This is a genomic window from Mycobacteroides franklinii (assembly GCF_002013895.1).
Lineage (GTDB): Bacteria > Actinomycetota > Actinomycetes > Mycobacteriales > Mycobacteriaceae > Mycobacterium > Mycobacterium franklinii.
In genome coordinates this window covers 259569-273308 of sequence record NZ_MAFQ01000006.1, presented here as the reverse complement: position 1 = coordinate 273308, position 13740 = coordinate 259569, and the positions used below count along the sequence as shown (strand labels likewise).

General features: G+C 63.9%; 9 protein-coding genes, 4 tRNA genes and 1 pseudogene. 9 read left to right on the top strand and 5 right to left on the bottom strand.

Translation table 11 applies throughout. From position 1 onward, the window contains the following. Positions 1–14 precede the first annotated feature (14 nt). A complete protein-coding gene (locus B4393_RS11120; protein ID WP_078334198.1) occupies positions 15–1304 on the bottom strand; it encodes an MFS transporter in 1290 nt (429 codons plus the stop codon). Between the two features lie 69 nt (positions 1305–1373). After that, positions 1374–1449, bottom strand: a tRNA-Lys gene (locus B4393_RS11115). Positions 1450–1588: 139 nt separating this feature from the next. On the opposite strand from B4393_RS11115, the gene B4393_RS11110 reads away from it, so the two are divergent. The 3 genes from B4393_RS11110 to B4393_RS11100 all read left to right on the top strand — a co-directional run bounded on the left by B4393_RS11110 (position 1589) and on the right by B4393_RS11100 (position 1879). Continuing rightward, a tRNA-Glu gene (locus B4393_RS11110) sits at positions 1589–1661 on the top strand. A gap of 29 nt (positions 1662–1690) precedes the next feature. Continuing rightward, positions 1691–1767 (top strand) — tRNA-Asp (locus B4393_RS11105). A gap of 35 nt (positions 1768–1802) precedes the next feature. Continuing rightward, a tRNA-Phe gene (locus B4393_RS11100) sits at positions 1803–1879 on the top strand. Between the two features lie 106 nt (positions 1880–1985). Here B4393_RS11100 and B4393_RS28375 read toward each other — a convergent pair. Further along, positions 1986–2282 (bottom strand): tyrosine-type recombinase/integrase, encoded by a 297-nt coding sequence (locus tag B4393_RS28375; protein WP_330359277.1) that lies wholly within the window; start codon positions 2280–2282, stop codon positions 1986–1988. A gap of 227 nt (positions 2283–2509) precedes the next feature. Further along, on the bottom strand, positions 2510–2911 hold the full coding sequence (locus B4393_RS28370; protein WP_330359276.1) for a hypothetical protein: 402 nt from the start codon (positions 2909–2911) through the stop codon (positions 2510–2512). Between the two features lie 658 nt (positions 2912–3569). Here B4393_RS28370 and B4393_RS11090 point away from each other — a divergent pair. Together B4393_RS11090 and B4393_RS11080 are read left to right on the top strand one after the other, a co-directional pair. Beyond that, a complete protein-coding gene (locus B4393_RS11090) occupies positions 3570–4478 on the top strand; it encodes a sulfotransferase family protein (protein WP_078334436.1) in 909 nt (302 codons plus the stop codon). 650 nt (positions 4479–5128) lie between these two features. Then, positions 5129–6754: pseudogene (locus B4393_RS11080) on the top strand (hypothetical protein); the annotation flags it as partial. A gap of 29 nt (positions 6755–6783) precedes the next feature. On the opposite strand, the gene B4393_RS11075 reads toward B4393_RS11080, so the two are convergent. Beyond that, on the bottom strand, positions 6784–8262 hold the full coding sequence (locus B4393_RS11075; RefSeq protein WP_078334195.1) for a PPE family protein: 1479 nt from the start codon (positions 8260–8262) through the stop codon (positions 6784–6786). 275 nt (positions 8263–8537) lie between these two features. On the opposite strand from B4393_RS11075, the gene gabT reads away from it, so the two are divergent. The 4 genes from gabT to B4393_RS11055 all read left to right on the top strand — a co-directional run bounded on the left by gabT (position 8538) and on the right by B4393_RS11055 (position 13738). After that, a complete protein-coding gene (gabT, locus tag B4393_RS11070; RefSeq protein ID WP_078334194.1) occupies positions 8538–9896 on the top strand; it encodes a 4-aminobutyrate--2-oxoglutarate transaminase in 1359 nt (452 codons plus the stop codon). Positions 9897–9963: 67 nt separating this feature from the next. Then, the gene (locus B4393_RS11065) at positions 9964–11127 is read left to right on the top strand and encodes an acyl-CoA dehydrogenase family protein (protein WP_191987017.1); all 1164 of its coding nucleotides are present in this window, start codon (positions 9964–9966) and stop codon (positions 11125–11127) included. A 38-nt stretch (positions 11128–11165) separates the two neighbouring features. Further along, positions 11166–12626, top strand: coding sequence for an aldehyde dehydrogenase family protein (locus tag B4393_RS11060; RefSeq protein WP_078334435.1), 1461 nt, complete (start codon positions 11166–11168; stop codon positions 12624–12626). Then, positions 12623–13738: a CaiB/BaiF CoA transferase family protein gene (locus B4393_RS11055; protein WP_078334192.1), complete on the top strand. Its 1116-nt coding sequence runs from the start codon at positions 12623–12625 to the stop codon at positions 13736–13738. Before B4393_RS11060 ends, B4393_RS11055 begins: the two co-directional genes overlap by 4 nt. The last annotated feature ends 2 nt before the right edge of the window (positions 13739–13740 follow it).

Sequence of the window (13740 nt, the reverse complement as noted above, 5' to 3'; positions counted from 1 at the left end):
CCCAGTTGTGTGGGCTAGGACGTCAGGTCTTCGGTAAAGGCTTCGTCGGCAAGATCTTCCAGCTCCTTGCCTCTGGTCTCGGGTCCCAGCAGGTACCCGATGATCGTGAGAATCCACAGGGCGCTGAGGGCCAGATACGGCGTCTGGATTCCGTAGTGCGTGATGGCCCAGCCCACCAGGGCTGGTGCCGCGATGGACACAACGCGCCCGCCGCCGACCGCGATGCCGAACCCGGTGCCGCGCAGCACAGTAGGGAAGAGTTCGGCGACATACGTATCGCCGACGCCCCAGAGCCAGCCGAGCGTGGCGATGGAGATGGCGCCGAAGACCAGGTACTCGGGCAGTGTGTCTGAGGTGGCTCCCAATGCGGTGGAAACGATTTCGATGACAGCGCCGAGGATGGCCGAGGGGCGTCGCCCGATCCAGTCGGCCAGTGCGGTGCCGATGAACACGAAGACGGCCTGCAGCAGGAAGAAGACGAGTGCATAGCGGATCGCGTCTATGGACGTGGCGTGGAATTTCCTGACGATGTAGGTGGTCAGGAACAGCGTCATGCCCCAGTAGCCGACCGCATTGGCGGTGTAGACGAGCCAGCCGACCAGGAGGCGCCGCCGCACTCCCGGCACGTGCCACAGTGTGGGTTTGGCGGCGCCGCCGGCGACCTTGGCCTTGGTCTGGGTGTAGCGGTGTGATTCCTTGATGCCTTGGCGGGCAAGGAAAAGCAAGACTGCGGGGACGATCGCGACGATGAACGCCGCCTGCCAACCGAAATGCGGAACCAACAGCAAGGCGACTCCGGCGGCCAGGACGTACCCCAGTGAGAAGAGCGAAAAGATCACGCCACCAACGCCTATGGCCCGGGTTTTGGCGGGCCACACCTCGGCCGTGTAGGGCGCGCCGACGGCGAGCTCGCCGGCGCCGCCGACACCCGTCAGAAATCGCAGCCCGGTGAACGCGGCGACGTTCGTGGTGAGGCCGGCCAGGGCGGTGGTGATGCCGTACAGCAGGATCGAGGCCCCGAGCGTTGTCTTGCGGCCCCACCGGTCCGCTGCGAGGCCGAATCCGACGGTGCCAATGGTGTACCCGAGCAGGAAGATCGAGCCGATGTATCCGGCCTGGGCCTCGGTGATGTGCAGTGTGTTCTTGATCTCGGGCAGCACCAGGCCGTAGATGTTCACCGCATAGGAGTCGAAGCCGTATCCCAGGCCCGCCGTCACGGCCACGAAGAACGCCTGCCTGAACGTCACGGGACGGGATTGAGATGGGTGCGTCCCGGTGGCGGTGTTCTCGGCCGTGGAGGTCATTGGCCGAACGGTATGAGCCGGTCGATGACCTGGTAAGGCTCCTGCTCCCGCTGATTGCAACGGATAATCTGGTGCCCCCACCAGGGCTCGAACCTGGGACCTGCGGATTAAAAGTCCGTAGCTCTACCAACTGAGCTATAGGGGCGTGCCGAGACAGGATACTGGTCGGGTGGGCGCGCGAGCACCGAGGTTATCCGGTTTGGGTTCTGAGGCAGTTGTGTCCTAAGCTGTGCAAGCTCCCAACGCGACAAGCGTTGTGGGTACCCCGGAGAGATTCGGAATGGGCCCCCATCGTCTAGTGGCCTAGGACGCCGCCCTTTCACGGCGGTAGCACGGGTTCGAATCCCGTTGGGGGTACGCAACCAGTCATACTGGGAGCAGAGTAAGGCCCTGTGGCGCAGTTGGTTAGCGCGCCGCCCTGTCACGGCGGAGGTCGCGGGTTCGAGTCCCGTCAGGGTCGCCAGTACGGCGAGGCAGTATGTAGTGGGTCTGCCGTCCGGCCAGGTAGCTCAGTTGGTACGAGCGTCCGCCTGAAAAGCGGAAGGTCGCCGGTTCGATCCCGGCCCTGGCCACCATAAAAATCACCTGATAGCAGGTGGTTTTTCTCGTTTTCGGGGCAACTTCTGTGTGACTCGAATCTGACACATATGACACATCGGCTGCCTTATTCGCAGCAGCGGGCTACTGAGCGTCCTTCGTCTTCCGCGCCGTGATCGTGCCGAGCATGGCTGCCGCTTCAGCCAACGCGTCGTTGGTGCTGTGGGCATACGTGCGGAGCGTGAAGCCAGGATCCTTGTGGCCGAGCCACGCGGCGATCACGACGACGGGCACCCTGTTGAGGTGCATCAGCGTGGCGCAGCTGTGGCGCGCGTCGTGCAGGCGAACGTGAGGGAGTCCGGCGTTCGCCAGGGCTCTGCGCCAGGCCGCCGTGACGGTGTCCGGGTGAGGCGGGTTCCCTAACTCGTCAACTACGAGCAGACCGGTGTTGGTCCACTTCGATCCCAGCAGCAGCTTTAGTTTCGCGTGACGCTTGCGCTCGCGGCGCTAGATCCTCTGGCATCGGCAACGTGCGGGTGCTTGTCACTGTTTTGGTTGCGCCGCTCACGCTGCCTCCGGAGACGGCGATCCGCGACTCGTCGACGGATGGTGGTCGCATCGATGTCTTTGTCGATGTCGATCGCGAGAATCTCGCCACGGCGCAGGCCCTACACCGCGAGCAGCCAGGCGATCGCGAATGGATCGCCGGCCGTCGCATCGAGGAGCGTGACGACCGGGTCGCCGTCGAGGGTGTGCATTTCAGCCTTCTTAGCCGGGAGGCTCTTCACTAGCGCTGCGACGTTCCGCACCACGATGCCCTGGTTCACCAAGTCGTCGAAGACGGAGCGCGTTTTAGCGAGCATCGGATTGATCGATGTCGCAGGCCATTTCGACCGCACCTTCTTCGCGCTTTTCTTCAGCTTGGTCGGCGCATTCCAGGTACCCATCTTCGATGTGCCCGTGCGCAGCGCCTGGACTGCCGTCTCGATGTCGTCCTTGGTGATGCTCTGTACCGGCTGGCCGCCGAGGTGGTCCACGATCGGCCGCAGCGAGGTTACGTACGCCGACATCTGCTTGCGGTGGAGGTGTGAAGAAAGTTTTCTGACGACATTTTGTCGCGGTGTGTCGGCGGACGGTGCGGTTCGTGGACCGGGGCGCCAGCCGGGCGAAAACTGTACGTCGGCGGCGTGACGATCGCCGACCGTGGGTCGCATATTGGCGCGCAGTGTCTCTCATAGCATTAAGTAATGCGATGTTAATAGGCTTTATGCGGCGGTAGCTGCGTTGCGCACCCCCGCATTTGCGGAGTGCCATAATTGGTTACGGTTGACTATCGTAATTGACATCGGGCGTGCTGGTGGGAGCCAAATCTGCCATCGCCGGGAATGTTATGTGCTGCTGCGATTGCGACTCGATTGCTGCGCGAGTTTTCGATCGCGTGAATGGCGGCGGTATTGCCGAGTTACGGGTTGTGATCAATATCGGGTGAGGTTAGCCTGGCTCGGTCAAGGGTTGTTTCGTTAATGAATCAAACTTGTGCAGCGAGGGAAAACATCAGATCGGGGTATCGATGACCGCCACTGGGTACCAGCTCATGCATCTCTTGGATCCGTCCGACGTCCTGGTGCTGCCGCGTGCGGCACTGAGCGCGGACTCCTGTCCGTGACCGCCCAGGTCGACCGGGCATTGTCAGCGCCCGGGCGCCCGGTCATTGTGTTCGTCTTGGGCATGGGGCGGTCGGGGACATCGGCCCTCACCCGGGTTCTGTCGCTGTGTGGAGCGGCACTCCCCGCCGGGATGTTGGGGGCCGACTCCGGCAATCCGCGCGGGTACTGGGAACCGCGCGCAGCCTTGCATCTGAACGAAAAGCTCCTATACCGCCACGGCAGTAGCTTTTTCGATCCGACGCTGCGCCTACAAGAAGAGGGGGTGTTGGGCGAGGACAAGAAGGCCGCCTTCACCGCCGAGATTGCAGCATACATACGCACACTGCCGGAAGCGCCCCTCGTGGTCATCAAGGTTCTACATATATCTCTGCTGTTCAACATGTGGTTCGAGGCGGCGCGTCTGGCGGGATTCGATGTGGCGACGGTGATTGCGGTGCGAAACCCGCAGGAGGTGTCGGCATCGCTTTCCAAGCTGATGCAGGCCTCGCCGCAGCTTTCCAGTGCCCTGTGGTTGAAATACAACCTCTTGGCCGAGCGGGACACCCGAGGCCTGCCGCGCACTTTTGTGGACTACTCGAATGTGTTGGACGATTGGCGCTGCGAGATGAAGCGGATTTCCGAGGTGCTGCCCGTCGATCTCGACACGGGGGACGGGAGCGCTGTTGAGTCGTTCCTCGAACCGGGTCTTCGACGCCAGCGACGGGGTGGTCCGGTCGCCGAGCCGTTTGGAACCGACTGGCTCTCTGTCGTTTACAGGGAATTGCAAGCCGCCGCACGAGATGAGCTTTGGGATCAATCGGTGCTGGATCGTGTTTTTGCGGAGTATCGAGCAAGCGAGCACGGTTTCCGCACGGCGTTGGAGGATTTCCGCGGGCACTTCAACGTGCCCTATCGGATGTCACGCCTTTTCATGAAGCCGATTTTCGAGGCGGTCGGACTTGTTCACGGGCGCAAAGGCACTTGGGCCTAGGCAAATTTCATCTTGATGTCGGGGCAGTCATCGATATCATGATCCGGACCGCGATCTCGCCGGGGTGTCGGTCGTTTCTGGCAGACGACTGCATTCACCTCACCCGTCAAGCACGTTTGCTCTCAACGCACGCACCAGCGATCGAGGGGCAATACATAGCCGAGACCTGGTTCCAGATGCGCTCGCTGATTGAGGGCTTGAGGTCGTTGCCTAGTTAGTCAGTGTCACCTACTCATCGTTGCTCAGCCCTGCGGCCGAGAGTCTAGAACTTGAGCCGTTCTGCCTTGCCCATCAGGTTCGCCGGTTTCGCATCACGTGGAATGGGATCGAGCAGGGCGATTCGGTCGTCTGCTTAGCAGTCACTCGTCGGGCGAGCAGATTTGGTCTATTGGGCTCGAATCTGATTGCCGTATTGCGATTCTGGTGGACCACGCGAGCTGTCATTGCGGCCTCGGTGCGCTGGTCGTTGCGCGGCGGAATGCGTTTGACGAGGAAGCAGTGGTAGGCCTGCCTCGGACCGATTCCGGGTGACCCCCTCCGAGCCCTCACCCCGGTAGGAGAGTTATGTTTGCTGTCTGCGTGGACAACCCCTGTCTGGTGCGCGTAGTCTCATGCCTGGGGAACTTTGCGGGGATTTGACGGAGGCGATTGTGCCGGGATACGTGCCATCGGCGGAACGCCTGACAGCAGTGACCAATTGCCGCAAACTGCCTGGTTCTGATGTCGCCACGGAGCAGTTGCCTCATCCTGATCTTGAAACGCAATCCCGTGCTGATGCTGGTGCGGCACGCCGACTAGCGTCATTCGCTGCGGGCGGCGCCCTTGTCGCCGGTGGCGTCGCCGCACTGCACAACCTCTACCGCAGCGGGGACGGTGCCGCTGATCTGATCAGCTGGTCTGCGCTGTTGTTGTTGACACTGACCGCGCTCGGCGGCGGCATCAAGCTGGCGACGTGGGGTGCTCAGGCCCTCATCACGGCGATACTCGACAACGCGAAGAACCGGTCTTCGGAGCCTGCGCAAGCGTTCATCGCGACGGTCGGAGTCATTATCGGCGCGCTGGGCATGTGGTGGGTCTTCCGCGGCGGGTACGGCACGTGGTGGCAGTCGGTGACCGGCGAGCGCGGCTGGTCGCTGTTACTCGGGGCTGGTCAGATGCTGATCGCTGTGTTGGCGGGTGTCACGCTGTTCGCCGGGGGTAACTACTTGGCGGGTGTGGTTAAGGAGTCGCTGGTCAGCAGTGGGCTGCTGATGGAGCGTGATCGCGCGCGACGCAGCGGCGACAACGCACCGTCGCACCCGGCGCTGATGGCTGCCCTGATCGCCGGCGCACTGGGCCTGGTGATCTTGGCTGCCTGGCTGACTCCGAAGCTCGCACCGACCATCTCGGGTTCCGGCGTGTTGCCCGCCGCTGCAGCTGTCGTCGCGGTGTTGGTGTGGGCCATCGGGGCGAACCTGGGCTGGTGGACTGGACTGTCTGGCCTGTGGGTGTGGGTCGAGGGCGCGAACCAGAAGGCTGCGGCGCTTGCGGGTGTGGCAGCGGTGCTGCTGTTTTCGGCGGGGGGACTGGGTTTGGGGTGGTTCACCCCCGCGTCTGTGCCGCAGGCGCACGCGGCGTGCCCGCCGGACTGCGGCGGCGGCCCGGGTGACGGCTCCTATGGGCCTGACGCCTCGCAGTTTCAACCGCCTCAGATGCCGAACCAGATGCCGGACTATCAGGGGGCCAACTCGGGTACGCCGGGTCTTGATCAGAACAACGGGATCAGCATCTACAACCAGCAGCCGGGACAAGGGGAGAACACGTCGACTCCGAACGGCTCTGCGCAGCAGGGGCAGAATGCGGATAGCTCGTGGCAGCGTGCGGCCAATGGCGAACAGATCCCGGATTACCAGAACGCAAACCCGTACACGCAGGGGCCGGGCGCTCCGAATCCAGATTATCAAGGTGGGCAAGCTAACCCGGGATCGCAGGGCCCTGACCAGGCACCCCGGCAGCCGCCGCAACAACTGGAGCAGGGGCCTCAACAGCCACCGCAGCACGATGCGGGGCAGCCCGACCAGTCGTCGGACCAGCAGAAGCAATCCACGCAGGACGGTCAGCGCATTGACGACATGATGAGGCAGCTGAAACAGCAGAAGCAGCAGTCATCGAAGTTCTCGTCGAAAGACAAGAAGAAGGACGATCAACAGGACCGTGACAAGCAGTCCGGGGACAACGACCTGACCGCGCTGTTGTTGGGTGCGGCCTCCACGCGCCGACGTAAGCAGGACGAACGGACTGTTTGAAATCGGTGACTTTGGCGACGTTAGTCTTCCCTGTCGCGCTCCGGATCCCACGTATTCGGCAGCATCGGCGCCCGAGCCCCCTCGCTGAAGTCATCGCCGCGGCTCAGTGTCACCAATCCCGTTGCCGTTGCACCCGTTCGGAGTGCAGTTCCGGTGAAACCCATGGGACCGGCTCCGCGGTGTGAAGCCGCTACAGGGGTCTCGTCTCTGCCTGATGCTGGGCTGGCATCTATGTCCATGTACTCGACGGCCCGTCCTTCTTGCTTGCTCCGGTCGCGGCGTCGGCGCGCCTGTCGTGCCGCTGCCGTCGCCGCGGTGGCGGCCTCTTCCCGCACCGAGGACCGCACTGCCGCAGTGCTTCCCCTGCGCGCCTGACTCGCCAACGTCACCCCCGCGCCGATGCGTGGTCCGCCACCGACGGCATACGGAAAGGAGAAGCCCGGGTCGCCGACGGGCGGTGGAGGGGACGGAGCGGGTGCGGTACTGGTGGGGGTGGGCGCGGGGGCGCTCGTAGGGGTCGGTGCCGGAGCCGGCGCCGATGGACTGGTGGTCGGGGCGGTGCCGGCGGACGCCGCCGTAGGAGCATCCGCTGCCGGACTGGGTTCCGCGGCAAGGATTTCCGGCGACGGTTGGATGCCGGCCAGGCCCGCGAACCCCGCCGCCCAACCAAGGTTGGCGATCGCCAGAGCCAGCGCGGGCTGGATCAGTGCCGGGGCGAATTGGCCGATGGTCGAGGCCAATTGGGCTGCATGAAAGGCCACATCCGCCAACACCATCGGAAGGTTGGTGAGCAGTGCGGCGGGATCGGTCAGCAGGTTGTTCAGCAACAACTCGAAATGTTCGAGCATCTCGCCGGCCACATGTACCCACCACTCCGGGTCGGTGGGATCCAGGTCGCCGTGACCGTGGTCGTCGTCGTGGCCATGTTCGTGCTCATGGTCATGATCGTGATCGTGACCATGCAGGATCACGGGCGGCGGTGTGGAAGGCGGTGTGGACGCCAAGGCCACTTCGGAAGCCGCTTGGTACGTGGCCATCGTGGTGGCCGCCTGCACCCACATGCGAACGTAGTCGGCCTCGGTGACGACGATAGGAATTGCGTTGATACCGAAGAAGTTTGTCGCCACCAGTGCCGCGTGGGTGGCGTGGTTGGCGGCCAACTCGGTGAGGGTGGGCATCACCGCCAGTGCGGCGCTGTACGCGCCGGCCGCGGCCCCGTGTTGCGCTGCCCGGGCATTGCTCTGGGCGGCGCCCTGGCTGAGCCATTCCAGATACGGAACATGCGCTGCCACATACATTTCCGCGCTCGGCCCGTGCCATGCACCTGTGTGGGTGGCGGTCAGAATCGCCTGCAGTTCGTCGGCAGTCGCGGAGTAATGCGCGCCCAAGGATGACCACTCGGCAGCAGCCGCGAGCAGCGGCCCGGGGCCCGGACCGCCGCTGAGCAGAGCTGAATGCACCTCAGGCGGTGACGCCATCCACACCGGAGCAGTCAACATATGCCCTCTCGCTAATGATAATGAAAACGGTCTTCATTTACATTAGCGGCAGGGATCTCACAGCTTTCAGGCACCTCATTCACAGATTCTGCGCCCGGATGTGGCGGCGCCCGGCCCCACGTTGCTCTCGGTGTCGGCTCAGTCTCACCGCCCGCGACACGCGTTACCTATATACGAATTGGACATTCAAAAGGAACTACATGTCCTAAACGGACATTCGTGTGGCTACCGGCCTGCTCCTACTGTCGGGATGACATCGAGCGGAAGGAGACCTGATGACCTCGATGATTAGCCTCCAGGGAGGGCCGGGAGTGGCCCAGGTACGGCGAATGGCGACGGAAGTGCCTGGGCCACGCTCGCGCGAGCTGACGGCCCGCCGTGCCAAAGCGCTGCCGGCCGGGTTGGTGAGCGGTGCCGGTGTTTACGCCGCGGCGGCCGGCGGCGGCGTGTTGGTCGACGTGGACGGCAACAGCTTCATCGATCTGGGCAGCGGCATCGCCGTCACCACCGTGGGCAACAGTGCGCCGGCCGTGGTCAGCCGCGTTACGGCGCAGGCGCAGCGATTCACCCACACCTGCTTCCTGGCGACGCCCTACGAGCAGTACCTCGAGGTTGCCGAGACGCTCAATCGGATCACCCCTGGTGATCACGAGAAGCGCACCGCCTTATTCAACACCGGTGCCGAAGCCGTAGAGAACGCGGTGAAATACGCCCGGGTGGCCACCGCGAGGCCGGCGGTGGTCGTGTTCGATCACGCGTTCCACGGCCGCTCGCTGATGACGATGACGATGACCGCCAAACAGGCCCCCTACCGGCGGGGCTTCGGACCGTTCGCCCCAGAGGTCTACCGGGCGCCGATGGCACACCCCTATCGCTGGCCGTCGGGAACCGAGAACTGCGCCGCAGATGCGTTCCGTCAGTTCGCATCCCTCGTGGACAACCAGATCGGTGCCGAAGCGGTGGCCTGCGTCGTGGTAGAGCCGATCCAGGGTGAGGGAGGGTTCATCGTCCCGGCACCCGGATTCCTGGCGATGGTCGCCGACTTCTGCCGGGCGCGGGGCATCCTGCTGGTTGCCGACGAGGTTCAGACCGGAATCGCCCGCACCGGTGCGTGGTTCGCGTCCGAGCATGAGCAGGTTGTACCGGACCTCATCACCACCGCGAAGGGGCTTGCAGGCGGGCTGCCGTTGGCGGCCGTGACGGGCCGCGCCGACATCATGGATGCCGCACATCCGGGTGGCATCGGTGGCACCTTCAGTGGCAACCCACTTTCGTGCGCGGCGGCCCTGGGTGTCTTCGAAGAGGTCGAGACCCACGATTTACTCACGCGTGCAGCCGATATCGGCGAGGTGTTGGTACGGGAGTTGGGCATCATCTCGGCGGAGACCGGCATTGTCGGCGACATCCGTGGCCGCGGCGCGATGATCGCCGCCGAGTTGGTGGTACCGGGCACCGAGGAACCGAACCGCGAAGCGGTAGCGGAGATCTTGAGGTTCTGCCAGAACAACGGAGTGCTGGCGCTTTCGGCCGGAACGTATGGCAACGTGCTGCGATTCCTGCCGCCGCTCTCCCTGCCCGATGAGCTGCTGCGGGAGGCCCTCACCGTACTGCGCGACGCATTCCGGTCCCTCTAAGACCATACGAATTATCCAGACCACAAGGAGTTTTGACATGTCTGCTTCCGTAGTTTCCTCGCCAGAGGTGTGCTCGACACCGCTGGAACTCTTCGACACAGATCGCCGACTGGACCAGGACGAGCGCGACATCGCGGCCACGGTGCGGAAGTTCGTCGACACCAAGCTGCGCCCGAACATCGCCGAATGGTTTGAGTCCGCCACCCTTCCTCGAGAGCTGGCACGTCAATTCGGCGAGCTGGGCGTGCTCGGCATGCACCTCGACGGCTACGGGTGCGCCGGTACCAACGCCGTGAGTTATGGGTTGGCATGCCTCGAATTGGAAGCCGGTGACAGCGGTCTGCGGAGCTTCGTCTCGGTGCAGGGCTCCTTGTCGATGTTCTCGATCCACCGGTACGGCTCGGAACAACAGAAGCAGGAATGGCTGCCGCAGTTGGCATCTGGTCATGCCATTGGCTGCTTCGGGCTGACCGAGCCCGACTTTGGTTCCAATCCGGCCGGGATGCGGACGCGGGCACGCCGCGACGGTAAGGACTGGGTGCTCGACGGAACCAAGATGTGGATCACCAACGGTAACCTTGCCGATGTCGCTACGGTGTGGGCGCAGACCGACGAGGGCGTCCGTGGTTTTGTCGTGCCGACGGCCACCAAGGGATTCAGTGCCCATGCAATTCACAAGAAGCTATCGCTGCGGGCGTCGGTGACCTCCGAGTTGGTGCTCGAGGGTGTGCGACTGCCGGCGTCGGCGGAACTGCCCGGTGCCCGGGGGCTTTCGGCGCCGCTGTCCTGCCTCAACGAGGCACGATTCGGCATCATCTTCGGTGCGCTGGGTGCCGCGCGCGACAGCCTGCACACGGCATTGGACTACACCCGGACCCGTGAGGTATTCGGGCGCTCGCTGTCGAGCTACCAGCTCAGTCAGGAGAAGCTGGCCAACATGACGGTCCAACTGGGTCTGGGGATGTTGTTGGCGCTGCACCTCGGCCGCATCAAGGACTCGGAAGGACTACGCCCCGAGCAGGTCAGCCTGGGCAAATTGAACAACGTGCGTGAGGCGCTCAACATCGCCCGCGAATGTCGTACTCTGCTGGGCGCAAGCGGTATAACGCTCGAGTACTCGCCACTGCGGCATGCCAACAACCTGGAATCGGTGCTCACCTACGAGGGCACCTCCGAGATGCATTTGCTCTCGATCGGGCGGGCCCTCACCGGGCAAGCAGCGTTCCGCTGAACCCTCGGACATTTGAGACGGAGATAGACATGCTGGCGTTGGATACCAACGAGATTCAGAGTTTTGTTGCCGGGCGGTGGGTCACCGGTGCGGGCGAGGCGATCGTCAGCGTGTGCCCTGCTGTCCCCAGCCGTGTCGTCGCGGAAGGACCCGCGGCGGGGGCAGCGGAGTTCGATGAGGCGGCCGCGGCGGCACGTGCGGCACAGCCCGGTTGGGCCGCCATGCCCATGCACGAGCGGGGTGCGGTGCTGCTGCGCGCCGCCGCGGTTCTGGATGCCAAGGCGGACTCCTGGGGCCTGGAGCTGGCCGCGGAGGAAGGAAAGACCAAGGCGGAGGGCGTCGCAGAGGTACGGCGGGCCGCCCAGATTCTGCGCTACTACGGCAATGAGGGCGACCGGCAGAGCGGAGAGATGTTCAGTTCACCGCGCCGCGGCGAGCACATCCTGGTGACCCGCAAGCCCGTTGGTGTCGTCGGGGTCATTACACCGTTCAATTTCCCCATCGCGATACCGGCCTGGAAGATCGCCCCCGCGTTGGTATATGGCAACACCGTGCTGTGGAAGCCGGCGAGTACGGTACCGCTCCTCGCGATGCGCCTTGCTCAGGCATTCGAGGCCGCCGGGCTGCCGGCGGGTGTGTTGAACCTTGTGGTGGGGGATTCCCGTGTCGGTGATGCGATAGTCACCGACTCGCGGGTCGATGCTGTCACCTTTACCGGTTCGACGGGCGTGGGCCGGCGCGTAGCGGCAGCAGGGGCAGCGCGGGGTGTACCGGTCCAAGCCGAAATGGGCGGCAAGAATGCCGCGGTTGTTTTGGACGATGCCGATGTCGACCTGGCGGTGGAGCAAGTTCTGTTGGGGGCCTTTCGGTCAACGGGCCAAAAGTGCACCGCGACATCGCGCCTGGTGCTCACTGATGGCATCGCAGACACATTCTTGTCACGGCTCAAGAACCGCGCGGACGCGCTCGTGGTCGGAGATCCCACCGCAGACGACACGCAGATGGGACCCGTGGTCAGTGAGCTGGCGTTCGCCGCGATCTCCGCGGGGATCGGCAGAGCGTCCGCGCAGGGGGCGGTGACCATCGCCGGCGGGCACGGGTACGCCGATGGCCCCCTGGCCGGCGGCTACTTCATCGCACCCACCATCATGGAACTTGGCACGGAAGCGGCGGACCTGTGGACCGAGGAACTGTTCGGCCCGGTTTTGGCGGTGCGTCGTGCCGCAGACATCGAGGAGGCGTTCGGCTTGGCGAATGACGGCGAGTTTGGTTTATCCGCAGCAATTTTCACCAAGGATCTCACTCAAGCATTGCGGGCCGTCGATTGTTTGGACGTCGGCATCCTGCATGTGAATTCGGAATCGGCCGGTGCCGATCCTCATGTTCCCTTCGGCGGCGCGAAGAAGAGCGGGCTGGGTCCCAAGGAACAAGGCCGGGCCGCGCGAGAGTTTTTCACCCACACCACCACCGTGTACCTGCGCGGCGGGGAGGGAATGTGACGCCCGCAGCGCTAGACGGGTTGGTGGTGGTCGACTTCAGCCGGGTGCTCGCCGGCCCCTACGCGACCATGATGTTGGGGGACTTCGGCGCCGAGGTGATCAAGATAGAACGGCCCGTGCTGGGAGACGACACCCGCCAGTGGGGACCTCCATACGATTCGAACGGCCAGGCCACGTATTTCAACGCGGTCAACCGGAACAAAAAATCGGTGGTTCTGGATTTGACGAGCCCCGAGGACCAGCAGCGGGCACGGGAGTTGGCCAGCGGCGCCGATGTGGTGGTGGAGAACTTCCGGGCCGGAACCATGGAGAAGTTCGGCCTGGGGTATGACAGTTTGAAGGAGCTCAATCCAGGTCTGGTCTATTGCGCCATAACGGGTTTCGGCCGCACCGGTGGAGCGGATCTCCCCGGATACGACCTGCTGGTACAGGCGGTCGGTGGGCTCATGAGCGTCACCGGGCCCAACCCCGAACACCCGTCGAAAGTTGGTGTGGCGCTCGTTGATGTCCTGACGGCTTTACATGCGTTGTCCGGGATACTTGCCGCACTCTCATATCGAGATCGCACCGGGCAGGGGCAGCGTGTCGACACCGATCTGATGTCAGTGTTGTTGTCCTCATTGGTTAACCAGGCCTCGGGCTATCTGGGGGCGGGTGTGGTGCCCGGTGCGCTAGGAAACCGGCACCCCAGCATCGCGCCCTACCAGACGTTTGAGACCGCGGATCGGCCGATCGCGATCGCGGTGGGCAACGACAAGCAGTTCAGACTCCTTGCACACGCGCTGGAACTGCCACTGCTGGCGCAGGACGACCGATTCGGAACCAATCCGATGCGCGTCCAGCACCGTGAGGCGCTGGTCGAGGTGCTGGAACAGCGGCTCAGAGAAAAGACTGCTGACCAGTGGTACGACATCCTGACCGAGGTGGGTGTCCCGGCGGGTCCCATCAACGACATCGCGGAAGCCTTCCGATTCGCCGAGCGCATCGGGCTCGACGTGTCGGTGACGGTGCCCGGCAGCCCGGAACCGCAGGTGGCCAATCCGATCTCGATGTCGCAGACCCCCGTCTGGTACCGCAACGGACCGCCGCCTTTGGGACGATCTGAGGCTTGATC

Excerpts from the sequence above, each read along its gene's own strand:
- B4393_RS11120 (WP_078334198.1), bottom strand. The coding sequence starts at position 1,304 with ATGACCTCCACGGCCGAGAACACCGCCACCGGGACGCACCCATCTCAA.
- gabT (WP_078334194.1), top strand. The coding sequence starts at position 8,538 with ATGACCTCGATGATTAGCCTCCAGGGAGGGCCGGGAGTGGCCCAGGTA.
- B4393_RS11090 (WP_078334436.1), top strand. The coding sequence starts at position 3,570 with ATGGGGCGGTCGGGGACATCGGCCCTCACCCGGGTTCTGTCGCTGTGT.
- B4393_RS11075 (WP_078334195.1), bottom strand. The coding sequence starts at position 8,262 with ATGTTGACTGCTCCGGTGTGGATGGCGTCACCGCCTGAGGTGCATTCA.
- B4393_RS28370 (WP_330359276.1), bottom strand. The coding sequence starts at position 2,911 with ATGTCGGCGTACGTAACCTCGCTGCGGCCGATCGTGGACCACCTCGGC.